Origin of the sequence: Pedobacter sp. Hv1 (assembly GCF_001412215.1) — a bacterium.
Lineage (GTDB): Bacteria > Bacteroidota > Bacteroidia > Sphingobacteriales > Sphingobacteriaceae > Pedobacter.
Genome location: NZ_LLWP01000001.1, coordinates 359,176 through 384,734, shown reverse-complemented (window position 1 = coordinate 384,734; position 25,559 = coordinate 359,176). Strand labels below are relative to the sequence as shown.

The 25,559-nt window shown below is 37.6% G+C and carries 21 protein-coding genes; 12 read left to right on the top strand and 9 right to left on the bottom strand.

Annotated features, from left to right (window positions below):
* Positions 1 to 22: 22 nt before the first annotated feature.
* Positions 23 to 3,079, bottom strand: coding sequence for a TonB-dependent receptor (locus tag AQF98_RS01880; protein WP_082434870.1), 3,057 nt, complete (start codon positions 3,077 to 3,079; stop codon positions 23 to 25).
* A 445-nt stretch (positions 3,080 to 3,524) separates the two neighbouring features.
* Positions 3,525 to 4,538, bottom strand: a complete 1,014-nt coding sequence (locus AQF98_RS01875) for a LacI family DNA-binding transcriptional regulator (protein WP_055130219.1) — start codon at positions 4,536 to 4,538, stop codon at positions 3,525 to 3,527.
* A 127-nt stretch (positions 4,539 to 4,665) separates the two neighbouring features.
* On the opposite strand from AQF98_RS01875, the gene AQF98_RS01870 reads away from it, so the two are divergent.
* From AQF98_RS01870 to AQF98_RS01850, 5 genes are all read left to right on the top strand, one after another.
* Positions 4,666 to 5,805, top strand: a complete 1,140-nt coding sequence (locus AQF98_RS01870) for an alpha/beta hydrolase (protein WP_082434869.1) — start codon at positions 4,666 to 4,668, stop codon at positions 5,803 to 5,805.
* A gap of 191 nt (positions 5,806 to 5,996) precedes the next feature.
* Complete coding sequence (locus AQF98_RS01865) at positions 5,997 to 7,022, top strand: low specificity L-threonine aldolase (RefSeq protein WP_055130217.1); 1,026 nt, start codon at positions 5,997 to 5,999, stop codon at positions 7,020 to 7,022.
* 6 nt (positions 7,023 to 7,028) lie between these two features.
* On the top strand, positions 7,029 to 8,528 hold the full coding sequence (gene accC / locus AQF98_RS01860) for an acetyl-CoA carboxylase biotin carboxylase subunit (RefSeq protein ID WP_055130216.1): 1,500 nt from the start codon (positions 7,029 to 7,031) through the stop codon (positions 8,526 to 8,528).
* Positions 8,529 to 9,119, top strand: coding sequence for a riboflavin synthase (locus AQF98_RS01855; protein ID WP_055130215.1), 591 nt, complete (start codon positions 8,529 to 8,531; stop codon positions 9,117 to 9,119). It begins immediately after the preceding gene.
* A gap of 15 nt (positions 9,120 to 9,134) precedes the next feature.
* Positions 9,135 to 9,593 carry a DUF4268 domain-containing protein gene (locus AQF98_RS01850; protein ID WP_055130214.1) on the top strand — a complete coding sequence of 153 codons (459 nt, stop codon included), beginning with the start codon at positions 9,135 to 9,137 and terminating at the stop codon, positions 9,591 to 9,593.
* A gap of 258 nt (positions 9,594 to 9,851) precedes the next feature.
* Here the strand turns inward: AQF98_RS01850 and AQF98_RS01845 are convergent, their stop codons facing one another.
* Positions 9,852 to 10,994 carry a lipopolysaccharide assembly protein LapB gene (locus AQF98_RS01845; RefSeq protein WP_161805838.1) on the bottom strand — a complete coding sequence of 381 codons (1,143 nt, stop codon included), beginning with the start codon at positions 10,992 to 10,994 and terminating at the stop codon, positions 9,852 to 9,854.
* Between the two features lie 147 nt (positions 10,995 to 11,141).
* Here AQF98_RS01845 and AQF98_RS01840 point away from each other — a divergent pair, with 147 nt between their 5' ends.
* On the top strand, positions 11,142 to 11,441 hold the full coding sequence (locus tag AQF98_RS01840; protein ID WP_055130688.1) for a hypothetical protein: 300 nt from the start codon (positions 11,142 to 11,144) through the stop codon (positions 11,439 to 11,441).
* 74 nt (positions 11,442 to 11,515) lie between these two features.
* On the opposite strand, the gene AQF98_RS01835 is transcribed toward AQF98_RS01840, so the two are convergent.
* Positions 11,516 to 13,288: a histidine kinase N-terminal 7TM domain-containing protein gene (locus AQF98_RS01835; protein ID WP_055130212.1), complete on the bottom strand. Its 1,773-nt coding sequence runs from the start codon at positions 13,286 to 13,288 to the stop codon at positions 11,516 to 11,518.
* Between the two features lie 141 nt (positions 13,289 to 13,429).
* Between AQF98_RS01835 and AQF98_RS01830 the strand changes: the two genes are divergently transcribed.
* Together AQF98_RS01830 and AQF98_RS01825 are read left to right on the top strand one after the other, a co-directional pair.
* Positions 13,430 to 14,017, top strand: a complete 588-nt coding sequence (locus tag AQF98_RS01830) for a porin family protein (protein WP_055130211.1) — start codon at positions 13,430 to 13,432, stop codon at positions 14,015 to 14,017.
* A gap of 111 nt (positions 14,018 to 14,128) precedes the next feature.
* Positions 14,129 to 14,407 carry a hypothetical protein gene (locus tag AQF98_RS01825; protein WP_055130210.1) on the top strand — a complete coding sequence of 93 codons (279 nt, stop codon included), beginning with the start codon at positions 14,129 to 14,131 and terminating at the stop codon, positions 14,405 to 14,407.
* Here AQF98_RS01825 and AQF98_RS01820 read toward each other — a convergent pair.
* Positions 14,404 to 15,327: a YihY/virulence factor BrkB family protein gene (locus AQF98_RS01820; protein WP_055130209.1), complete on the bottom strand. Its 924-nt coding sequence runs from the start codon at positions 15,325 to 15,327 to the stop codon at positions 14,404 to 14,406. The two genes, AQF98_RS01825 and AQF98_RS01820, sit on opposite strands and share 4 nt — an antisense overlap.
* 170 nt (positions 15,328 to 15,497) lie before the next feature.
* Between AQF98_RS01820 and AQF98_RS01815 the strand changes: the two genes are divergently transcribed.
* Positions 15,498 to 18,491: a glycoside hydrolase domain-containing protein gene (locus tag AQF98_RS01815; protein ID WP_055130208.1), complete on the top strand. Its 2,994-nt coding sequence runs from the start codon at positions 15,498 to 15,500 to the stop codon at positions 18,489 to 18,491.
* A gap of 407 nt (positions 18,492 to 18,898) precedes the next feature.
* Here the strand turns inward: AQF98_RS01815 and hppD are convergent, their stop codons facing one another.
* Entirely contained in the window at positions 18,899 to 20,029 is a 1,131-nt protein-coding gene (gene hppD, locus AQF98_RS01810) for a 4-hydroxyphenylpyruvate dioxygenase (RefSeq protein WP_055130207.1), read from the bottom strand.
* A gap of 77 nt (positions 20,030 to 20,106) precedes the next feature.
* The gene (locus AQF98_RS01805; RefSeq protein WP_055130206.1) at positions 20,107 to 21,273 is read right to left on the bottom strand and encodes a homogentisate 1,2-dioxygenase; all 1,167 of its coding nucleotides are present in this window, start codon (positions 21,271 to 21,273) and stop codon (positions 20,107 to 20,109) included.
* 252 nt (positions 21,274 to 21,525) lie between these two features.
* On the opposite strand from AQF98_RS01805, the gene rpiA reads away from it, so the two are divergent.
* The 3 genes from rpiA to AQF98_RS01790 all read left to right on the top strand — a co-directional run bounded on the left by rpiA (position 21,526) and on the right by AQF98_RS01790 (position 24,493).
* Positions 21,526 to 22,224 carry a ribose-5-phosphate isomerase RpiA gene (gene rpiA, locus AQF98_RS01800; protein WP_055130205.1) on the top strand — a complete coding sequence of 233 codons (699 nt, stop codon included), beginning with the start codon at positions 21,526 to 21,528 and terminating at the stop codon, positions 22,222 to 22,224.
* Positions 22,225 to 22,319: 95 nt separating this feature from the next.
* Positions 22,320 to 23,315 (top strand): fumarylacetoacetate hydrolase family protein, encoded by a 996-nt coding sequence (locus AQF98_RS01795; RefSeq protein ID WP_055130204.1) that lies wholly within the window; start codon positions 22,320 to 22,322, stop codon positions 23,313 to 23,315.
* Positions 23,316 to 23,605: 290 nt separating this feature from the next.
* Complete coding sequence (locus AQF98_RS01790; RefSeq protein ID WP_055130203.1) at positions 23,606 to 24,493, top strand: flavin reductase family protein; 888 nt, start codon at positions 23,606 to 23,608, stop codon at positions 24,491 to 24,493.
* Between the two features lie 41 nt (positions 24,494 to 24,534).
* Here AQF98_RS01790 and AQF98_RS01785 read toward each other — a convergent pair whose 3' ends face one another.
* Both AQF98_RS01785 and AQF98_RS01780 read right to left on the bottom strand, forming a co-directional pair.
* Entirely contained in the window at positions 24,535 to 25,095 is a 561-nt protein-coding gene (locus AQF98_RS01785; protein ID WP_200911826.1) for a DUF4287 domain-containing protein, read from the bottom strand.
* Positions 25,096 to 25,098: 3 nt separating this feature from the next.
* The gene (locus tag AQF98_RS01780) at positions 25,099 to 25,509 is read right to left on the bottom strand and encodes a DUF1801 domain-containing protein (RefSeq protein WP_055130202.1); all 411 of its coding nucleotides are present in this window, start codon (positions 25,507 to 25,509) and stop codon (positions 25,099 to 25,101) included.
* Positions 25,510 to 25,559 lie beyond the last annotated feature (50 nt).

The window sequence follows — 25,559 nt, the reverse complement described above, 5'->3', positions numbered from 1 at the left end:
TTTCTAATTTTTAAGATGCGTACTAAAATGCTGTTGAAAAGCCAAACGTTATTGTTTTTTGTTGTGGCGTAGTTAAATAGGTCACATTAGGACTCATGTTTCTATCCTGAGGATTTTCAAAATCCCTAGCTATTTCTGGATCGCCACCTGGGTACTTGGTAAAAGTTAAGAGGTTCATTCCAGTAGCAAAAACCCTCGCATTACGCATGCCAATTCTTTTGGCAAAATCGGCTGGGAGGTTATAGGCTAGTGTTAATTCTCTCAACCTAGCAAATGAAGCATCGTATAAGAACATGGTAGAGTTGTAATTCCACTCACTAGATAAGCCCGGATAGTTATTAGAATTCATGGTTAAACGAGGGAATTTTGCAATATCGCCAGGTTTTCTCCATCTATCTGCAATGTCAGTTCTGATGTTCCAATCGGTAACCACACCCAATTGACGTTTGGCAGAGCCATCGTAAATATTGCCACCAATTGCAAAAGTGAATAGGGTAGTTAATTCAAAACCTTTAAAAGTAAATGTATTGGTTAAACCACCTACATAATCAGGAATAACCTTGCCAACGGCAACACGATCATCCAAAGAGAAATTCTTAGTTTGGTAACCATCTTTATTTAACCAGATCGGTAAACCATCATTAGGATCTACACCATAATAACGTACCAAAAAGTTGGTGCCTACTGGTTTGCCCAAAATGATACGGGTATCGTTAGTACCACCACCAATGGCATCAGCCGATAGACTACCGATACTTACTACTTCGTTATAGTTTTTAGAGATGTTAAAATTAGTGGTCCACTTAAAGTTTTTACCATTAACGTTAATGGTGTTTAAGCTCAGCTCTAAACCTTCATTCAGGATTTCGCCCACATTTTGATAAGCAGTGCCAAAGCCTGTTGAAGGAGAGATACCACCATTGATCAATACATCAGAAGTTCTTTTGTTGTAGTAAGCAAACTCTCCAGATAAACGGTTATTGAAGAAACCGAACTCGATAGCAGCATCTATACTTTTTAACTGTTCCCAATGTAGGTTAGGGTTTTCTACGTTTTGTGGGCTGGTAGCAGGATTTCCATTGTACGAACCACTGTTACCAAATTTAGCATAATACTCGCCCGGAGGGATGTTCGCATTACCAGTAATACCATAACTGGCTCTTAATTTTAAATTGCTAATGGTTTTGTTGCCCTTTAAAAAGTCTTCTTGGCTAATGGTCCAAGCAGCAGAAGCAGCAGGGAAGTAACCGTATTTTTTATTTGGACCGAACTTAGACGAACCATCTCTACGCATTAATAGTTGTAGGAAATATTTGTTGTCGTAAGCATAATTGATACGACCAAACAAACTGGCAAAAGTTGTTCTGTTTAATCCATTTACATAATATAGCGAATTGGTTGATGCCATTACAGCCATACGTGCAAATAAAGCAGCTTGGTCTTTAGAGTAAGGGGTATTTGCATCGCCTCCAATACCACTTGGATAACCATTTTGCTCAAAATTTTGTGCTTCGGCACCAGCTAGAATGGTAATTTTGCTTTTATCAATGTTGATGTCGTAATTGGCAGTACCTGTAAAGTTTCTGTTTAAGATTTTGTTGTCCCAACGATTGGCATAACCATTGGCATTGCCAGTTAATTCTTTTGGCGAAAACTGATCTTCTACTACACGCAGGTTATCCATATTGGCAATACCTTTTAAGGTGAAGTTTTTGAAAGGTTTCAATTCTAGGGTAATGCCTGCCAATAAACGTTGATCAACACTTTTCCAATCCATATAATTAATGGTACGGGCAGGATTTGCTCCATTTACCCAATAGGTACCATCAGCATTAAATACCGGATAAATTGGCAAGGCTGTAGACATGGCATCGCCAATACCACCACTCCAAGCAGCACTTACCCTAGTGTTGGTACCTTTACTGTAACCAATATTGATATTTGCCGAGAAATAATTGGTTGGTTTGATATCAACGTTTGCTCTAACACCATATTTCTCGTAAGAGTTGCCTTTTAAAAAGCTCTGGTTGTCGCCATAATTGGCGCTGATATAGGTTCTTAACTTTTCTGTACCTTGACTAAATGACAATTGTTGATCGTTTGATTTTCCAGTTTCTGTAACCAGATTAAACCAATCTGTATTGTTTTGTTGAGCTTGTGCCCAGGTTAAATTTTGTGGCAAGGTAGCTAAACCAGTATTGCCATCGTTTATCCATGCTTCTTGACGCAGCTGTAACCATTCTGGACCATTTACAAAATCTGGTTTGTTGGCATAAGTGCTTAATCCAAATTTAGTAGAGAAGTTAATGGTAGGCTTACCTTGCTTACCACGTTTGGTAGTAACCAATATTACCCCATTTGCACCACGAGAGCCATAAATGCCGGCAGCACCTGCATCTTTTAAGATCTCTACAGATTCAATATCGTTTGCGTTAATGGTAGCTAAAGGATTTTGGTTCATAGCCCCTCTGTTACCATTTAAAAATGGATCGGCCGTTACCGGGATCCCATCAATTACATATAAAGGATCACCACCCGCACTAATAGAGCCAATACCTCTAACTCTAATTACTGAGCCACTACCAGCTAAACCGCTACCTTGCGTAACTTGTACACCAGCAGCTCTTCCTTGTAAGCTGGCTTCAAAACTTGGGGTAGGGAGGGCAGTTAGTTTATCGCCACCTACTCTTGCTATGGAGCCTGTTACCTCACGTTTGGTTTGCGTACCATAACCCACTACAATTACTTCATCAAGACCTTGAGCTTCTGGTTTAAGCTCGAAATTGAGCACCACATTGCCAGCACCAACGGTAGCTGTTAATTTGGTAGCAGCATAGCCAAGATACTTTGCAGTTAGGGTATAAGTTCCACTGTTTAAACCTGTGATTTTAAAGTTTCCATCATTGTCTGTAATTGTGATTTTTTGGGTCCCATCAACCTGTACTGTTACACCAGGAATTGGGAGTTTTGAATCATCAACAATTTTACCAGAAATGCTTCCAGTTTGCGCATAAGTTGTTAATGTGCAGAGTGCAAAAAACATTAACATACAAAGCTTAATGGGGTAAAGTACTTTCATAGAAAAAGCCCGTTTTAAAGGTGAAATATTTGGTTATAATTAATTGTGTATTACACTATTGTAAATTTAGCGTAGCATATGAAAAATCAAAATTTTATGTCATATTTTTTTTGAACGCCATATTTTATACAGGTAAAATGGCCAAAATGACAAATAATTTATGGAGTAATAAATTTAAAATATTTAGTGTTTATAAATTAAATTATTGATTATGAGTTAATTGCGAATCAAAATATCTCAAAATAGTGTAATAATTACACTAAGATGTTTTTTAGTCGATTTTCGGGAACGTTTTCGGGAACGTTCCCGAAAAATTCAAACCAAAATGAAAAGATGTTGCAACATCAAGTACAAAATTCTGCGTGTTTTCGGAAAATCTCGTTTTTTTTTGAAAAAAATTGACCTGAATTTAACTTCAAAAAACAGGGGTAGAGCAGCGCCAAATTTAGCCCTTTGAAGTAGACTCTCTTTGGAACAATTTAGAGTTTAAAACCACCTCACTTGCGGGGTTGATATCGTTCGGATTTTCGAGCATTTTAAAGAGCAGTTCTGCTGCGGTTTTACCTAAATCTGAGGCGGGCTGTGTTACCGTACTTAAAGCCGGATTGAGCAAAGGCGCAATCTCCAAACTTGAGAAACCAATTACTTTTAAATCCTTTGGTATAGAGAGGTTTATGTCGTAACAAGCATAGTAGGTAGCAAAGGCCAAACGCTCTACAGAAGTAAAAACACCATCGGGCTTTAATGTAGTAAAGGCTTCTTTTAAAAGATCGATGTTCTCTTTGTAGTTATTGGTACAATCGATGATCAATTCTTCTTGAAATGGAATTTTAAATTTCTTTAAAGCATCAATGTAACCTTGCATCCTTGTTTTGCCAATAGAAAGGGTTTTATTTACCGCTAAATAGGCAATACGCTTACATCCCTGCTGGATCAGGTGTTTGGTTGCAGAAAAACTACTTTCGTAATCGTTGGTAATTACTCTTGGCGTAATGATATCTTCATAAACACGATCGAAAAATACTAAAGGCAAGCGTTTTTTCGAAAGTTCGTTCAAATAGTTGTGGTCATTGGCCTCACCAGAAACCGACATGATAATGCCATCGGCCCTGCCATTGTGCAAGTGTTTGATAAAAGAGACTTCTTTCTCAAACTGATCGTTGGTGGCATAAATTAGAATGTGGTAACCTTTGGCACTGGCTACCCTTTCAATACCTTGAATGGCCAAAGAGAAATAGTTATTGGCCAACTCGGGTACAATAACTGCTATGGTTTTACTTTTCTGTTCTCTTAAATTACTGGCGTAATGGTTGGGTTGGTAGTTCAATTGCTTAGCCATAGCCAGGATACGTTCTTTTGTAGTGGCGCTAATATCGCTATTGTCTCTAAATGCTCTAGAAACAGTAGAAGTAGAAAGATGAAGGGCTTGTGCTAATTTTTTGATATTGACATTGTCCATTCTACCGGCAGCAATTATATGGGTTTAATTTATTTGTGTGTAAATATAAATGATAAAAAAAGTAATTATTTCTATTTATTTGTTAAATGATTTAAAAAATTAAGTTAAATCGACTAATGATCGTGAAATGATGAAACGAATTTGTCTGTTTTTTGGGTTAATGCTAGTATATATTGGCCTACATGCCCAAGTTAAGGTTCGATTTGAGCTTCAACATATTCCTAAAAGTAAAGATGGAACGCCACAGTATTTTATGGCTGGTAGTTTTAACAATTGGTCGCCAAATGATACCATCTTTAGGTTTAAAAAAGCAGGTGATGGCGGTTATTACATAGATTTAAAATTGAAAGCTGATGCTTACGAATTTAAGATTACCCGTGGTACTTGGGACAAGGTTGAGGCAAGTGCAAATGGAAAAACCATTGGCAATAGATCATTTCAGCTAAAGAAAGATACTCTCATTCAAATTAATGTGGCCAATTGGGCCGATGAATTTGAAAAAGAGCTGCCCAAACACACAGCTTCAGTAAATGTACATGTGGTGGATAGTGCTTTTCTGATTCCGCAATTGAATGCAAAAAGAAAAGTTTGGATCTATTTACCGCCTTCTTATTCTTCTGCTAACAAAAAATATCCTATCTTATATATGCACGATGGACAAAACCTGTTTGATGAATTTACTGGTGGTTACGGAGAATGGGGTGTTGACGAACTTTTGGATAGTGTGATTGCCAAAGGGGGAAAGGAATATATTGTGGTGGGCATTGATCATGGAGGGAGCGAAAGGTTAAAAGAATATAACCCTTACGATAGCCAATATGGCAAGGGGAAAGGCAAGGCCTATGTCGACTTTTTGGTGAATAACCTTAAACCTTATATTGACCAGCATTACAGAACCAAAACCGATTTTAAAAACACTGCCATTGCCGGAAGCTCTATGGGTGGTTTAATTTCTATGTATGCCATTGCAACTTATCCTAAGGTATTTGGGAGTGCTGGGATATTTTCTCCCGCCTTTTGGGTAGGAAAAGCCATAGAAACTGAGCTGAAGAGTAAAGTTGAAGTGCTAAGTAAACATAAAATCTATTTTGTGGCTGGAAACTTGGAAGGTAAAATGATGATCAACGATATGCAAAGTGCCTATCGAATTTTGGATCCTACCGGACAAAATAAAAATATCAAAGTAGTAGAAAAATCCGATGGTAAACATAATGAAGCTTTCTGGCGTAGGGAATTTCCTGCGTTTTATGAGTTTATTAGTAAATGAGATCAGAATAAACTCAAAATACATGTCAGTCTGAGCTTGTCGAAGACAGTAAATACATCAAAAAGTTTTTGGTGTATTTCGAAGGACTCAACGTGACAATAATGAATGTTTACTGATAATATTACAAAATCAATAGGGCCTTTTGCAAATGAGTTTTTTAATTTGCCTTAATGTTTAGAACATAAAAAACTATGGATAAAATAGACTTTAGAAGTGATACCGTTACCAAACCAACACCGGGTATGCTCGATGCGATGATGAACGCAAAAGTTGGCGATGATGTTTTTGGGGAAGATGAAACCGTGAATGCGTTGGAAGAAAAATTGGCAGGTTTATTTAATATGGAAGCTGCGCTGTTTTGTCCATCGGGTACCATGAGCAACCAGATTGCCATTAAATGTTTTACCCAACCTATGGATGAGGTCATCTGCGATCAAACAGCCCATGTTTATCGTTATGAGGGTGGTGGCATTGCCTATAACTCTTTGGCATCTGTCCGCTTATTAAATGGCGAAAGGGGAATTTTAACTCCAGAGTTGATCGAGCCCGAAATTAATGCAGACAATGTCCATTATCCAAATTCTAGTCTGGTTGTGCTAGAAAATACGGTGAATAAAGGTGGAGGTAAATGTTATCAGCTTTCCCAAATAGAACCTATTCATCATTTATGTGCCATTAAAGGAATTAAGCTTCACTTAGATGGTGCTAGAATATTTAATGCTTTGGTGGCCACAGGCGATAAAGCCGCCAACTATGGCAAATATTTCGATGGTATTTCTGTTTGCTTATCTAAAGGTTTAGGTGCACCAGTTGGATCTGTACTGTTGAGCTCGAAAGAAACCATCAATAAGGCCAGAAGAATTAGAAAAGTATTGGGAGGCGGAATGCGCCAAGCAGGGTTTTTAGCTGCTGCAGGTATTTATGCACTAGACCACCATGTTACCCGTTTGGCAACAGACCACCAGCATGCCAAAGCATTGGCAACTGCTTTAACTCAAACCAATTATGTAAGTGCGGTAACCCCCGTTGAAACCAATATTGTACTTTTTGATGTGAGAAATGGACTGAAATCAGATCAAGTTGTAAAGGCATTGGGCGCAAAAGGTATCCTGTGTAACAGTACTTCTGACAAAACCATAAGGTTTGTAACGCATTTAGACTTATCTTCGTCCCTGATTGATCGGGCCATCACAACCATCTCTCAATTGAATTTATAAATACATATGCCTACTATCACTAAGATTTTAATTGCTAATCGTGGCGAAATTGCGTTACGTATTATGCGTTCTGCCAAAGAAATGGGAATTCAAACCGTTGCTGTTTTTTCAGAAGCAGATCGTACGGCCTTACATGTGCGTTATGCAGATGAAGCCATTTGTATCGGACCAGCACCTTCCAACCAGTCATATTTAATCGGATCAAAGATCATTGAAGCCTGTAAACAAACAGGTGCCCAAGCAATCCATCCTGGGTATGGATTTTTATCAGAAAATGCGGCATTTGCAAGAGAAGTAAAAGCTGCAGGTCTGATTTTAATTGGTCCAACGCCAGAGGCCATGGAAATTATGGGCAATAAACTGTCAGCAAAAGCTGCAGCCCTTAAATACCATATCCCTATGGTTCCGGGTACAGAAGAAGCCATTACAGATATCAATGAAGCCAAAGAAAGAGCGGTTGAAGTTGGTTTTCCAATTTTGATCAAAGCAGCAGCTGGTGGTGGTGGTAAAGGAATGCGTATTGTAGAGAAAGTGGCCGATTTTGAAGAACAGATGCATTTGGCCGTAAGTGAGGCTACTTCTGCTTTTGGAGATGGATCGGTATTTATTGAAAGATACGTAACATCTCCACGACACATTGAAATACAGGTTTTAGGCGATACACATGGCAATATTGTTCATTTATTTGAACGTGAATGTTCGGTACAACGCAGGCACCAAAAAGTAATTGAAGAAGCACCATCGTCTGTATTAACCCCAGAAATTAGAGAACGAATGGGTAAATGTGCGGTAGATGTGGCCAAATCTGTAGCTTATGTTGGTGCAGGTACAGTAGAATTTATCTTAGATGAAAACCTCGATTTCTTTTTCCTAGAAATGAATACCCGTTTACAAGTTGAACATCCGGTTACAGAAATGATTACTGGATTAGACTTGGTGAAAGAACAAATCAAAATAGCCAGAGGTGAAGCTTTGAGTTTTAAACAAGAAGACCTGAAAATTAATGGCCACGCCATGGAGTTAAGGGTATATGCAGAAGACCCATTAAATAATTTTCTACCAGATATTGGTACTTTACAAACCTACACTACGCCTAAGGGCAATGGGGTAAGAGTTGATGATGGTTTTGAAGAAGGAATGGAAATTCCGATCTATTACGATCCGATGATTGCCAAATTGATTACTTATGGCAAGGATAGGGCAGAAGCGATAGAGCGAATGATCCGAGCTATTGAAGAATATGACATTACGGGCATACAAACCACATTGAGCTTTGGTAAATTTGTAATGCAGCATCCAGCTTTTACTTCAGGTAAATTCGATACCCATTTTGTAGGCAAATACTTTAATGCAGATAGCTTAAAAAATGACAAGGAAGAAGAAGCCATGTTGGCGGCATTAACCGCTGTACTGTTGTTGCAAAAAGAAAAAGTAAAAATTGATGGTGTTGCTCAAAGTACACAAACAGAAAGCAACTGGAAGAGAAATAGAAAGGACTATATTTAAATGTTTACAGGAATAATAGAAACACTGGGCGAGGTAGAAAATATTGTTAAAGAAGGCAGCAATATGCATTTTACCATTCATTCTGAGATCTGTGCAGAACTGAAGATAGACCAAAGTGTGGCCCATAACGGGGTTTGTTTAACTGTAGTAGCTCTAGCAGACCATTCGCATACGGTTACCGCTATTGAAGAAACCCTGAATAAAAGTAGTTTGGGCAATTTAAAAATTGGCAGCAAGGTTAATTTAGAACGTTGCATGCAGATGAATGCCCGTTTAGATGGACATATTGTACAGGGTCATGTAGACCAAACTGCTACCTGTGTTATGGTAAATGAATTGGATGGTAGCTGGGAATACCGATTCCAATATGATTCAGCCTTAGGTAATGTTACTGTAGAGAAAGGTTCTATCTGTGTAAATGGGATCAGTTTAACCGTAGTTAATTCTGCTCTAGATGAGTTTTCGGTATTTATTATTCCTTATACTTTTGAGCATACCAATTTGCACGAGGTAAAAGTTGGCGATACAGTTAACCTAGAGTTTGATATTATTGGTAAATATGTGGCCAGGTTAATGGGCAATCAATCATAGCGAATTTCCAGCTTAATGTACAGTAAAGAAGAAGCTTCTAAAATCCGTCAGCAGTTCTGGATTACCTTTGGTAAATACCTTAAGCTCATTCCATCGGCAGAAGGTTTAGCTATTAATTGGATCAATTATAAAACAGGGGTGAAAAATGTGTTCTTTAGAATGAATGCAGAGCAACACCAAGCTGTAATTGCCATTGAGCTTACCCATAGTGATGAAGAGATTAGAAACGAATTTATAGCACAGTTTAAGGCCTTAAAGCTGTTGTTTACTGCAGCCGTAAATGAGGAGTGGGAGTGGGAAGAAAATACAACCAACGAATTTGGTGCACCAATGAGTAGAATTTCTAAAACGCTACATGGTGTAAGTATCTATAACCAACAAAACTGGCCCGATCTGATCTCATTTCTAAAACCAAGACTCATTGCATTAGATCAATTTTGGGTAGAGGTAAAACCCCTTTTCGAAGATTTATAGTTGTTAAGTTGTACGTTATAAGTTAAAGGTTAAAAGTAGAAAGTTCAAAGTCGCCAATATTCACAAAGTATGATGGTATGGTAGGCATCCTCACAGAATTGATGCATTTTATATCTATTCCCTATTTACAATTCACTATTCCCCACTTAAACTAATGAACTATTGAGCAAATGAACTTCCCGACTTTCGGACTTCAAAATTTCTACTACCGAACCAACAACTTAACCTATTCCCCATTCCCTATTTACCATTTCCTACTTACTTCTTCAATTCTAATATCCTGCTTTTGGTATACTCAATCTGTTCTTTTTCTTTATCAGCATCTGGTTTGCTCTTTAGGTACAGGTTGTAATAGGTCAGTGCATTTTTTGCTTGTTTCAATTTGAGGTCGTAGACCAGCGCTAAACGATAGTATAAACTTGCACTGGGTTTATTAAAGGAAAGGCCCTTTTTATAGGCCGCAATGGCATTGGTAGGTTGATCATTCGCTTCATAAATTGCACCAAGGGTGGCATAATAATTCACGGTATTTACTGAGATTCCTTCCTCAATGGTTTTTTTAGCATAAGTGGCCGCCAGCTCATATTTTTTTTGCTCTCTATAACAGAGTGTCATATAATATAAAGTAGCTTCGGTCTGTTTGTCCATTTTTTCTAATATCTGATATAAGAGGAGGCATTTTTGATAGTTCTTTAAAAAGAAATAAGCCTTACCCACATCTTTTACCACATTGGCATCCACTTCATTTTGTAGGAGTTTTTCACCTACTGCAATCACCTCATCGTATTTTTTTAGTTCGTTGGCAATAGGTAGTTGTGCTTCTAATAAAAAAAGATTACTTGTATCGGCTACAATAGCAGTTTTTAGAATGTCGTAAGCAGGTTGAAAGAGACCCAATAGTTTGTAGGCTTGGGCAAGGTCGTAAGCCACAATAGGATCAGCTGCGTTTAAACGGTTGGCCTTATTGAGATAAGATACTTTGAGTTGCAGGCTATCCACGGTTAGGTCGGCCAATTGTTTATAAGCCTTAAAGTTGTTCGAGTCTAATTGGATAATATTTTTTAGAAAGCTTTTTGCTTTGGCATTTTGCCCTTTGCGTACACTGATACTGGATAGGCTGAATAATACAGGTAAAAATGTTGGCTGCTGTGCATATATTTTAAGGTAGTTTTTTTCAGCCTCAGGTAACTTGCCAGCCATGAGGTTACAATAAGCAATTTGGTTCAATACTTTTACATCTTGGGTACCATCTGGGTAAATGCTTTGTAGATATTGTGCTGCTTCGGCATAACGTTGTGTTTGATAGAATTCTAACAATTTTTCTGCATCTATGGTACGGGTTTGTGCGCTAACAGTTTGCTGAAAGAGAATGCAAATCAAGAATAGGAAAATATTTTTCATAAAGGCCATTAAAAAAACTAAATTATTAGTTAATTTATTAAATTCCAAATGCTGACACCATTAAAATGGCAATTTTCAAAACTTTTTCCGCTCAAATTGGTTCTATTAAACAAACAAGACAGTTATACATTAATTAAAATAGTGAATATGGATACTTTAAAGAAGTTTGAATTAATGGAAAAAATTGTGAGAGAGTTAGAAGATCTACAACACTCGCAACAGGCAATTATCCAAAAGATTGGAAAAATTGAAGTGGATAATATAGAGCTAGGGGATAAAAAGTTAGACAAAGATCTACCAGACATGCACCAACGTGTAGCGGATAATTTAGATTCTATTGTAGATATCTTAGCTTACTTTGCAGACAAAACACAAAACTTTGGCAATAAAAACAATGTCGATGCCTTAAAAGAACAACAAAGTATTAATGAAGCTACAGGTCATTAATAGAAAGCAGGGTTAGCAATGAGTTAGCCCTGCTTTTATTTTAATATGGAATTACCGATTGAAAACGATGGAGTTTAACCATAAGCATTAACCGTTGGCAAAGAGATGCAAAACTTGGCACCTGCGCCGGGTTTACTTTCTACAAAAATATCCCCATCATTACGGGCCATAAAATCTTTACAAACAATTAAGCCCAAACCTGTACCTTTTTCGTTTAAAGTACCTCTGGTAGATATGCTTTCGTCTTTAAAAAGTCTGGCCAATACATCTTCGCGGATACCTACACCATTATCTTTAATGCAGACCAGCATGGTGCTATTTTTCTGATAGGCCGCTGTAATGTGGATCTCACAGTTTTCATTACAAAACTTAATGGCATTGTTAAGGATGTTCCTTACCACAATTTGCACCATTAACACATCAGCAAAAACCATTTCGCCCGGAAAAACATCGTGGATAATCTGTATCTTTTTAAGACTTGCAGCAGGTAAGTGGTAATTAATTTCGTTGATAATGAGGTTTCTTAAATTGAAAAACTCCTTTTTAATTCCAAATCCTTTCAATTGACTTCTCGACCAGTGTAAGATATTTTCCAAAAGATCGGTGGTGTAAATAATGTCTTTACTTAAAGTTGGAGAGATGGTTTTAAATTCATCGTTGGTAATCTGATCGTTCGCAATCATCTTTAAAACTTCCGATAAATTAACTAGCGGTCCTCTTAAATCATGAGCAATGATAGAAAATATCCGGTCTTTTAACTGATTCAACCTTTCCAATTCATTGGCTTGTTCTCTGGCACGAATGGTATCCTGTTTAAACGCAGTTAGATCTTGTAGTTTAATAATGCTAAAATCACTGTTAATCTGGTTGTCGTTCAAAAAAAGGATATCAGCTTCTAAAAACAGATTTTGTTCATTCACCATAATATTGAGTTCCATTTTTCCGGGAATATGTGCATTGATCTTTTCAAAAAATGCAGGCTGATCTGGGAAAATATCGACAAGTGAAGCACCGATCAGTTTGCTCCCTTTTTTCAAATGGATATATTTCTTGATCGATTTATTGTAATCTATTACCCTATTTTTTTGATCAAGGACAAAGAAACCATCTCGCATCAACTCCAATACCTTCTCTCTGGCCAATGGAATAATGTCGAAAAGCTTGAAACGAAAAATTCCGATCAGAATTAAAAAACTGGTTACAATAAAAGCAAAAGGGGTGATGTCTACATGTCCGAGGGGTCTGTAGCCAAGTAAGTAGCATAAATTTGCAGCCCAAGGAATAAATGCGGCAATAATGATGCTGTAGTTCTGCTTTCTATAAATCGGATCAGAAGTTCTGAACTTTGCCAAGATCAAGTAACAACCACAGGCCAACAGTAGATAAAAATAAACGGTAAAGAGTTGATACCATAAACCTGTTTCGATATTGGCCATTGGAAAAGGCCCACTGGTATCTACCGATATGTTTTTATAGTATAAATGATGGTATTGGTTGGTCCATACCATTGCCACGGTAATGATTGGAACAATAAGGATCAAAGTGATGTTGCGAGGTTTTTTATACCAGCAATCTTTACCACAAAACTGTAGGCAAAATAAAAACCAGTTTAAGGGCAAGGTAGCAATACCCAAGTATTCAATATTGATAAAGAATTTGATTTGAGAGAGCGTGCTGCTGGCCAACTCTAAACCATAGGCAATAGACCATATGGAGTTGGAGAACATCATTAAGCTAAACCATTGTACTGCCTTGCCGCCTTTTCTGAAAATGTAATTGGATAGAATAATTGTTGCAAACCCACATGCTAATAAAATAACGGCATAGGTATTGTATGTAAAGTTCATTTAAGGGTCATGAAAAATATCCAATAATGGTAATATTGAATTTCAATAGGGAGCGACTAAAACTACACAAATTGGCTTTCAATTTAAAATATTATTAAATTTACATAAATAAATTATCTTACAAGTTTATAATATTTCGTTATGAGAAAAATCATCCTATCTATGTTGCTGATCAGTTTTAGCTGTTTAGCCTACAGTCAAGCGTTACCTACATTTCAACTTGGAGTAAAAGGGGGAGTAAATCTTTCTAAATTTAAAACCTCAAATACCTTTAGCAGCGACAACCAAGCAGGTTATTATGCGGGTATATGGGCACGTATTGGTGGTGCAGGCATCTATCTGCAACCCGAACTTTATCTATCTGGTAAAAATACCACTTTAACAAGCAATGCTGGGCAAGACAATAAAGTGAAATTTAAAAGCTTGGATATCCCCGTATTAATCGGAACCAAATTTGGTGCTGCGGGTTTTGGTCTGCGTTTAAATACTGGCCCAGTTATTTCATTTAATTTAGATGAAGATCAAAATTTTGGTCAGGCAGCTTCTGCTGCATTTAATGGCAAGTTTAAAGACAAGGCATTTGCATGGCAGTTTGGGGCAGGTGTTGATATTGGTAAATTAAGTGCCGACTTGAGGTATGAGTCTGGACTTTCTAAGATCAATTCAGATGGTTATCCAACTACCAAATTGAACTTGTACACCCTAGGTATTGGCTTTAGAATATTTTAATTAGACCATCTTTTTGGTTAAACGAGGAATGGGTAATCTTTTAGAGGTTGCCCATTTTTTTTGGCTTCAAAATTGATGATGTATTTATACTCAACCCTAAATCTTATCACTATGAATATCAAAGAACTGTTGTTAAACGGACAAAGCTTTTTAGCGCTATTGAAAGAGTTCGCAATTGAAGCAAAAGACATCATTATTCAGGACGAAGAGATGATCCTTGCTGACCAAAATTTAGCACAAAGCGAGATTGTAAAAGAGACAATCTGTATAGAAGGTAAAAACAAAGATGGGATTTTTAATTTTTTTGGAACCTTACATTGCAATTTGTTAAATCAATTGGCAGTTTTCGAAATGCAGGGTTTTGAGCGGGTTGGCCTACGTACCAATTAGTTTTTTTCTTTAACTATTTCTTTCAATTCGTATAAAAAAGCACCTTTAATTGGGCGTATAGGTCTTTTAGTGGCATCGCTCAATACTTTTACAAAACAGGCGCCATAATAGAATATAAACGAAGAGTAGAATACAAATAGCATAATTAGAATGATGGAGCCTGAGGCACCATAAACGTTGCCAATGTTACTTAACGGCAGCATAATGCGTAAAATGTATTTTCCGAGTGTAAATAATATTCCAGTTAACAAACCACCACGAACTGCAATTTTCCAGCTTGGTCTGCCATTGGTTAAAAATCTAAAAAGTACGGCAAACCAAGTGGTTACAATAATAACAAAGAGAAGTTGGTTTAAAATGGAGAGAAAAATCTTTCCGAAGGTTGGCGAAGCGGTGTTGATATAGGTGCCTATAAAAGCCTGAATACTATCTGTTAATAAGCCTACAAAGAATAAAATGCCTGCCAGCAGAATAATTACCATAGAACGGCCTCTAAGTTTGAGGTTAAATAAAATTCCTAACTTCTCATTTAGTCCAATGCTCCAAATTTGGTCCATAGAGTTTTTAATGACCCCAAATAGTGTGGTGGCCACAAAAATAAAAAATACAAAACTGAGAATGGTTGCCCACCAATTGTAATCGATACCCCTAATATTACGTAGCGTAAAACGAATCTGTTCGGTACTGCTTTCATCTAAAATACTCGATAAACGCTCAAACAATTGTTTGGCCATAATTTTTCGGTCTACAAAAAAACCGAATAAACGGATTAAAATGAGCAAGATGGGAGGGAGGGCGAAATTGGCAAAAAAGGCAGTGGCACCTGCTAAACGTAAAGGGTCGTTCTTTCTAAATAACTTAAAAGCTATTCTAAGATGTTTGAAGAATAATTGTGACCTTTTTATTGTTTTAGCGTACATCTTTACATTTTACCCCAGTTACCAAAATTAATAAAATTATACCAATAAATGGCTTTTTAGCGGTTAAAGTATGTTTTTGCTTGGCTGTAACCATATAATTCATCCTTTGCATTAAACAATCGAGAAATAAATTAAATTTACAGCTCAATAGTACTGTAAAGCGCTGATCTATGAAATCTCTATTTTTAACTGGACTCTTTTTGAGCTTGTTCTGCTTATGTGGCTCTGCCCAAGAAATTAAATATACTACCTCAAAAAATAGCTGGAACGCCGATTCATTGGGCAACCAAAGGGTATTGGTCAGTTTTGCAGGTATAGGTAAAATTGCCAAAGTAGCTATCGCATGGCGGAGGAGTGATCCAAATCCTGAGCAAAAGATGATCATTGTACAAGATGCCCGAACAGGAAAGAAAATTAACCATATTTTGCCCTTGTCCATTACCAAAGAAAATGGACTGATCTGTTTCGAACCAGAAAGTGGAGCAGGTCAATATTACATTTATTACCAACCTTATAAAAACGAAGGTAGGTCTAACTATCCTAAAGGAGTTTATCCTAAACAAGAAAAATTAGCAGATTGGATGACCAAAAAAGAAGGTGAAGCCATTCCGGTAAATGCTAAAGTAGTACAGATCGAATCTATCAATGCTTTCAATAGCTTGTATCCGATGGAGGTAATTGCTACATCAACTGAGGTAGCGCAACTCAAAGCCAAAAATGCAGAACCGGCTTATCTTGTTTTCCCAGAAAATAGAAATTATCCAATTGTGATGAAGAATGACATTCCACAACGTTGGATCATTAAAGGGCCACAAAAAACATTTACTGATCAGGCTTTAAGAGGTGAGAATTTCTCCTTCCAGTTGGGCATTTATGCGTTAAAAGATTTGCAGCAGGTGAAGTTAAAATTTAATGACCTGAAAGATAAGGTCGGCAATAAAATTTCTGCAAAACTGATTTCTTGTTTAAATACAGATGGGGTAGCTTATGATGGAAATCCGCTAAGTAAGGAAGTAAATGTTGCACAAAACCAAGTACAGGCGTTATGGTGTTTGTTAACTATTCCAACTACTGCTAAGGCAGGCAAGTATAGTGGAACAGTAACTGTTTCTGCTGCCAATGCACCTAGTCAGAATATTCAGTTAACCATTCAGGTTGGGGCACAATTGAGTAAGGAAAATGGGATCAACGAACCTTGGAAACAAACCCGTTTAACTTGGCTAAATTCTACACTTGCCCAAAAAAATACGGTCATTGCTCCATATACAGCATTGGTAGTGCAAGGAAATACCATAGGCCTTTTGGGCAGAAAAGTTGAGTTAGATAAAAATGGTTTTCCCAAACAAATCCAAACCTTCTTTAGTCAGGAAATGACAGATTATACCACTACCCCAAATAATTTATTGGCAGAAAATATCCATTTCCACTTTGTACGCAAGGCTGATGGCAAAAATATAAAGCTGAATGATGGCGGTGTTGAGTTTACCAAAAAAGAAGCAGGTACCGTACAATGGAAAACCAAAAATGCGAACGACAGTTTGCGGATGGAGGTAAATGGTAGTTTAGAATTTGATGGCTTTTTAACCTATACAGTTAAAGTTACAGCTTTACAAGATGTTGATTTGAAGGATGTAACAATGCATATTCCATTTAACAAAACAGCCGCGACTTATATGATGGGTTTTGGACAAAAAGGTGGTCTTCGCCCTGAGCAGGTAGAATGGAAATGGGATGTGGCCACTAAAAATCAGGATGGAGCATGGTTGGGCAACGTTAATGCTGGCTTGCAATATTCGCTACGTGATGAAAAATATGTAAGGCCATTAAATACCAATTTTTACCTACAAAAGCCTTTACTCTTGCCTACATCATGGGGTAACGGAAACAAAGGTGGGGTTACCATTGGCATTAAGGGAAGTTCTATGTTGGCTAATAATTATACAGGCGAACGCCAGATGAAAAAAGGAGAGGTGCTGTATTATAACTTTACTTTGTTAATTACGCCTTTCCATACCATAGATACCGATTTTCAATGGGCAAACCGTTTTTACCATAAGTACAATAGTATTGATAGCATTAAGGCAACGGGCGCAACGGTAGTAAATATTCACCATGCTACACCAATCAATCCGTGGATCAATTATCCATTTATTGAACATGCTAAAATGAAAAGTTACATTGATGAAGCGCATCAAAAAGGATTGAAAGTGAAAATCTACAATACCGTACGAGAACTGTCAAACCGGGCTTACGAAACTTTTCCGATGCGCAGTTTAGGTCACGAAATCTATTCTCCAGGTAAGGGTGGAGGTTTTTCTTGGTTACAAGAACACATAAAGGACGATTATATCGCCGCCTGGTTTGTGCCTGAGATTAAGGATGCAGCCATTGTAAATAGTGGAATGAGCCGTTGGCACAACTATTATGTGGAAGGTATGAACTGGTTAACCAAGAATGTGGGTATTGATGGCATTTACCTAGATGATGTAGCGTTTGATCGGATTACCATGAAACGGGTAAAACGGGTGCTGACCCAAAATGGACATCCAGGAATTATTGACCTGCACTCTGCCAACCAATACAACAAAAGTGACGGTTTTAACAATAGTGGCAATTTGTATATGGAACATTTTCCTTACCTGAACAGGTTATGGTTTGGAGAATATTTTGATTATGAGAAAAATAAGCCCGATTTCTTTTTAACTGAAGTAAGTGGTATTCCTTTTGGCCTAATGGGTGAGATGTTACAAGATGGGGGTAACCAATGGCGTGGCATGGTGTACGGAATGACCAATCGTTTGCCTTGGTCTGGAAATAATGATCCACGACCAATTTGGAAAGTATGGGATAATTTTGGAATGAAAGGAACAAAAATGATCGGGTACTGGTCTGAAAACTGTCCGGTTAAAACAAACAATGGCGAAGTGTTAGCCACCGTTTATCAAAAACAAGGAAGTGCTTTGGTGGCGATAGCAAGTTGGGCCGATCAAGATGTAAAGGTAGCATTGACTATAGATTGGAAGAAATTAGGTATTGATCCAGCAAAGGCGAGTATTGTAGTGCCAGAAGTTCAGAATTTTCAGGTAGGAGCTAATTTAACAGCACAAAGTGAATTGACCATTCCAAAAGGGAAAGGTTTGTTGATTGTGATTAAAGAAAAATAAAACTTATGGCTTAAAGTGGATTAAAAATCCACAATTATTTTAGTCGAGATGGCACATCTCGACCAACACTCAATAAAAAAAGCGAACAATTCTTGCAAACATTTTATGGTGTTTAATGGTTATACTCGAAAAAATAGCTGATGAATAATTTCTTTAGAACTATAATTGCAGGCTATGGTGCCAAAAAACTAGGTGGAGGTTGTTTGTCAACCATTCTCATATTTGTGATCATCTATTATGCTTTAGGGCATTGTTAAAGGGATGATGATTACATAAAAAAGCTCCATTTATAATTGAAATAAATGGAGCTTTTTGTTATTTTCTTAAAAAATCTGTCACGTTGAGCCTGTTGAAACGTTGCTTTAAGTCTTCGACAAGCTCAGACTGACAACGATCGGGTTATGTGACTATAAATTTCCTCTTAACTCTTGTTCGCGTTCTAACGATTCAAATAAAGCTTTAAAGTTACCTGCACCAAAAGATTGTGCACCTTTACGTTGAATAATTTCGAAGAAAAGTGTCGGGCGATCTTCTACTGGTTTGGTAAAGATCTGCAACAAATAACCTTCCTCATCACAATCAACCAAAATGCCTAAGCCTTTTAATAGCTCAATTTCTTCGTCAATTTCACCTACGCGATTTGGCATCATATCGTAATAAGCCTCTGGTGGTGCACTTAAAAATTCAACACCTCGAGCCTTAAGTTCTTTTACTGTTTTTACAATATCTTTGGTAGCTACAGCAATGTGCTGTACGCCTTCACCTTCGTAAAACTCTAAATACTCTTCAATCTGCGATTTCTTTTTACCTTCTGCTGGCTCGTTGATCGGGAATTTAGAGAAACCATTTCCGTTGCTCATTACCTTACTCATTAAAGCAGAATATTCAGTATTGATCTGTTTGTCGTCAAATGAAAGGATGTTTACAAAACCCATCACCTCTTCATACCATTTTACGGTTTCGTTCATTCGGTTCCAACCCACATTTCCTACACAATGGTCAATGTACAAAAGACCAGCATCGCTAGGGTTGTAGTCGCTGTTCCACTCGCGGTAACCCGGCATAAATGGACCTGTATAGTTTTTGCGCTCAATAAACATGTGTACGGTTTCGCCATAGGTATAAATCCCCGACATTTTTACCTCGCCATGCTCATCAGTTAGCGTTTGTGGTGCCAAATATGGTTTTGCTCCACGTTTGGTCGTTTCTTCAAAAGCGCTATAGGCATCATCAACCCAAAGGGCCAATATCTTTACCCCATCGCCATGGCTTTTAACGTGCTCAGCAATAAGACTATCAGATTTTAGCGCAGTGGTTAAAATTAACCTGATCTTGCCTTGTTGTAAAACATACGAAGCTCTGTCGCGAACGCCAGTTTCTGGTCCAGCATAAGCTAAAGATTGAAAACCGAAGGCTGTTTTATAATAATGTGCAGCTTGTTTGGCATTACCTACATAAAACTCGATATAATCTGTTCCATTAATAGGAAGAAAATCTTGTGCCTTTGCTATTTTTTCTGCAAATGTTTGTGTTGTCATTTTTGTTGTAATGTTTAAAAGTTTTAAGGTTTGAATGTTAAATCTTGCCTTATCCTAAAAATTCTTAAATTCTGCTCTTATTCTACATTAATCTGCCAGCTGGTGTGGTAACTTTCGTCTTCAATATCAACTGCATCTTGTGTTAACATTAAAGGTCTGAAAGGGTCTATCATTACCGCTAACTCTTCTGTTTTTTCTTTACCAATTGATTTTTCTACAGTTCCTGGGTGCGGTCCGTGAGGAATTCCACCCGGATGGAGCGTAATCTGTCCTTTTACCACGCTTTTACGGCTCATAAAATCACCATCTACATAATACAATACTTCATCGCTATCTACATTGCTATGGTTATATGGTGCAGGAATCGATAAAGGATGGTAATCGTATTTACGTGGAACGAAAGAGCAGATCACAAAGTTATGCCCTTCAAAAGTTTGGTGTACTGGTGGTGGTTGGTGCAAACGACCGGTAATCGGTTCAAAATCATGGATTGAAAATGCCCATGGATAATGGAAACCGTCCCAACCCACAAAATCAAAAGGATGGGTGCCGTAAGTATAAGGATACATGATCCCTTGTTTTTTGATCAATACCTTAAAATCTCCAAACTCATCAATAGTCTCGAGGTTTTGAGGACGTTTGATATCTCTTTCGCAAAAAGGAGAATGCTCTTCCAACTGCCCAAAAGCATTACGATAGCGTTTTGGGGTACGGATTGGGCTAAAACTCTCTACAATAAAAAGACGGTTTTTCTCATCATCAAATTCCAATTGATAAATGGTGCCACGAGGAATAACCAAGTAATCGCCATATACAAATTTGATCTGGCCAAAGCCAGTTTTCAAGGTGCCACTTCCTTCGTGGATAAAAATCACTTCGTCTGCCTGACTATTTTTATAGAAATAATCGGTCATAGATTTTTTAGGAGCAGCCAAAGAGATGTGCAGGTCGCTATTGACCAAAACTGGCTTGCGGCTCTTCAGGTAATCGTCTTCTGGTTTGATGTTAAAGCCAATCAAACTGGTGTGACGTAAGTGTTTTTCTCGAGCAATTTTGGGCTCTACAGAATAAGGTTCTCCTAAAGATTTTACAATTGTAGGTGGATGGCAATGGTAAACCAATGAGTATAAACTCGAGAAACCTTCGGTAGAAACCAATTCTTCAGCATATAAATTGCCATCGGGTTTACGAAAAACCGTATGTCTTTTAGCTGGAATTGTTCCTAAGGTATGGTAAATAGGCATAGCGTTAGGTAATTTGGTTAGTATGTAAAATATATAACGATAAAAACGTGAAAACGTTTGAATTGGTGCGCTTAGAATGAAAGGGCTTAAAAAGAATATTGGGCAAAAATGATCTTTGAAAGCATGGCATACCTAAATGCAGCGAGAACCTCGTTTGCATTGTGATTTTGATATGATGAATGGCTGATCATTTACGAATCTAAATTACGGTTTAAATAGCAAAGTTCAAATTTCTTTCCTTACTTTTAAAATATGTCTATCCAATCTGAGCATCATCAAGACGAAGAAAAGCTAGCTGCTGCAAAGGCGGCTGTAGCTTTGGTTAATGATCATGATGTGGTAGGTTTGGGCACAGGTTCTACAGCAACTTTTGCCATTCAAGAATTGGCTGCAAGGGTAAAAAATGGTTTACAGATTAAAGGTGTGGCAAGTTCAGTTAAAACCGCAACGTTGGCTATTTCTTTAGGCATTGAGATGCTCGAGCTTGGAACAGTTAGCCATATCGATATCAGCATTGATGGTGCCGATGAATTTACGGAAGACCTTACTTTAATTAAAGGTGGTGGTGGAGCCCTTTTTAGAGAGAAAATAGTAGCCTCGTTAAGTAAAAATAGTATTATCATTACAGATGCCTCTAAAAAAGTAACAAAGCTTGGTGCTTTTAAAGTGCCTGTTGAGGTTGTACCTATTGCTTATCAATATGTTGTAACCCAGATTGAAAAACTAAATGGGCTAACAAAGCTGAGGTTAAATGGAGCAGAAACCTATTTAACAGATAACCATAATTATATAGTAGATGTAGACTTTGGTTTAATAAACGAGCCAGGAAAATTATCGGTAGACTTAAATCAGATTGATGGTGTTTTTGCTCATGGTCTGTTTGTTAACCTTACCGCTCAAATAATAATGGCAAAGGAGGGGAGCTTAATTAAATTTACAAAGCCTAAATAGATATCAATCAATTTGTTCCTGATTTTCTTAGCCAAAAGAATTGTACAGTTTAATGTAAAACACTAGCTTTATTCCATTATTTAGCCAAATATCATATGAAATTAGTATCGTATAAAACCGAAGATAGAGAGCACCTAGGTGTTTTTGTAAATGGACATATTTACAATCTAAATTCTTGCAACAAGTTAATTCCTGACGACATGAATGCCTTTTTGCAAGGTGGAGATGCTTTAATGGAAAGAGCCAAACAGATCAATCAAGATATTATTAGTGGCGCTTTACAGCCTAAGGAAGAAATATTCTACGAAATTTTGGCGCCAGTTCCACATCCTACTTCTTGTAGAGATGGATATGCTTTCCGTCAACATGTGGCTGCAGCAAGAAGAAACCGTAAGGTTGATATGATTGCCGAGTTTGACCAATACCCGATTTTCTATTTTACCAACCACAATGCTATTCAAGGTCCCGGAGAAATAGAATGTATGCCAGATCATTTCCAGAAATTGGATTTCGAATTGGAAGTTGCGGTAGTAATTGGTAAAAAAGGCCGTAATGTAAAAGCGGCAGAGGCAGACGATTATATTGCAGGATACATGATCATGAACGACATGAGTGCCCGTACTTTACAAATGGAAGAGATGTTGTTGAATTTAGGTCCGGCAAAAGGAAAAGATTTTTCGACTGTAATTGGCCCTTGGTTGGTAACACCAGATGAGTTGGAGCCTTATAAAGTAGCCGCTAAACCAAACCATGTTGGCAATGCCTATAACTTAAAAATGACTTGTAATGTAAATGGAGTAACCTTATCTGAAGGTAACATGGCAGATATGGATTGGACCTTTGCAGAAATTATAGAGCGTTGCGCTTATGGAGTTGATATTTTACCAGGAGATGTAATTGGCTCTGGAACCGTTGGTACAGGTTGTTTATTAGAATTGAATGGTACAGGTCTGTTAAATGATCCAAACTACAAAGTGCAATGGTTACAAGCTGGAGATACTGTTGAAATGGAAATTACTGGCTTGGGCAGTTTAACCAATATCATTACTAAAACGGATACCGACTTTTCGATACTTGCCTTAAAAAAATAAAAAACGTTTTTGAAAATCAAGGTACTGGGCATATCGGTTGCTGCGGTCCTGCCATACACTTTATCCCGATGAAAAATCGGGATGCTCGTTCCTGTCAGGTTTAAATTACTTAGGTAAAACCTACTATGATAAACCCGACAGTAGCGGAAATACTTTTTGCAAGTAATGGTTTTGTGCTATTGGTACAAACATTTACAAAAAGATTGGAGCAAATGGCGGGGCTAACATTAATCGAAGCTGCTCTAATTGATTTTCGATATCAATGATAAGTTATTAAAATTCAACGTACAATGCTAACTCTAAACTGTGACGATTTAAGCCCTGTTCAATTGCAGAATTATCTGCAATATGCCATTGCTCCTCGTCCAATCTGTTTTGCTTCTACTATTGATGCCGATGGGCGCATCAATCTGAGTCCCTTCAGTTTTTTTAACATGTTTAGTACCAACCCACCAATGTGTATCTTTTCTCCGGCACGTAGGGTGAGAGACAATACCACTAAACATACTTTAGAAAATGTGCTTCAGGTTAAAGAATGTGTAATTAACATTGTTGATTATGCCATGGTACAACAAACCAGTTTGGCCAGTACAGAATATGGCAAAGGGGTAAATGAATTTGAGAAAGCCGGGTTTACCATGTTAGAGTCGCATTTGGTTAAACCGCCAAGAGTGGCAGAGGCGCCAGTGCAATTGGAATGTGTGGTTAAAGAGGTAATTGCTTTGGGCGATCAGCATGGAGCGGGTAACTTGATACTGGCCGAAATTAAACGCATCCATATTAAAGAAGAGATTTTAGACGAAGATGGCAAAATAGATCAAGCGAAGATCGATCTGGTAGCTCGTTTAGGTGGCGATTGGTATTGCCGAGTAACTCCAGAAAGTTTATTTAAAGTAGCCAAACCTTTAACTACCTTAGGAATAGGGGTGGATGCTTTACCGGTTTCGGTGAGAAACTCTAACGTTTTAACTGGAAATGATTTAGGGATGTTGGGTAACATTGAGCAGCTGCCAACCGAAGACGAAATTGATGCCATGCGATGGAATACTGCTGTTAAAGATATTTTAGATGCCACTATTGGCGATGCCAATAACCGTGAAAGAGAATTGCATGAGCTGGCTAAAACTTGGCTAAACTTAGGGAAGGTAAGTGATGCTTTAAAGGTAGTATTGCTTTAAAAGCATTCTTGGTTCGTGGGGCACGAACCAAGAATATAAATTTATCCGGCACCTTCGTAAGCTTGCTTTAACCAATCAATTACGAAGGCATCCACATCAGCTTCATTTTCTAATTTGATACGGTGTGTACACATGGCATTGAAACTTCCGGCAAGTTCTAATTTGCCTACAGCAGCTTGATTTTTGATGTTTAGGCCCAAATCTAAACGGGTTTTAGTGCTGGGTTGAATAATGGCAAACTGTTTTTTGCGCTTTACACTAACGTAAGCATTTTTAGGTGAGAATTCTACATCTGCGCCTAATGTTGCCATTGCTTTTATCAATTGCTCATAAATAGGCTTAAGTGTTTCCTTTCCGTTATATTGCTTCTCTACTAATTCATCCTTGTTTGTGGTCGAACCTGCATCGCCACCTCTAGCTTTAAGCACAATCATATTTGCAAAGCCATGTCCTAAGCCATATTCTGCTTTGAGGTATTTTACCATTTCGCCATGTTTTTCGGCTCCATGAGCTTTAAGGATTGGAATCCATTCTTCTAATGTTTTGCCAGTATTCTTCTGAAGATTGGCAACCATGTTTTCTACTGCTTTATCTACGTCCATTGTTTAGGTTTTCAGTTTTTCGTAACTCATTATGCACAGTTCTTTAAGTACATTTATATCAATATCGGCTAATTTTTTAACATAAATACAGCCTTTGCTTGCTTTATGTTTGCCAAATCTGGTTAACAGCTCTTTTTTATCATCAGCATCACAACCTAAAATATAGAGACTAATATTTGCCTTTCGGGGAGAAAAACCCATCATAAACCAATCGTTGGTTCGGCCGCTTTCATAGAGATACTTATAATCGCCAACTCCAACAATGGCAGGTCCCCACATTTTAGCAGAAGCTTGTGTAACCTCTTCCATCAGTTTGCAAATGGTTTGGCAATCTTGTCGGGTAGTTTCATCTTCAATCTGCATCAAATAATCTTGTACAAATTGCTCGGTTGCTTTTGTTTTAAGCTCTGCCATGTCAATTGTTTTGTTGAGATGAAGATAAAGAAAATGATGAAAACTGAGAA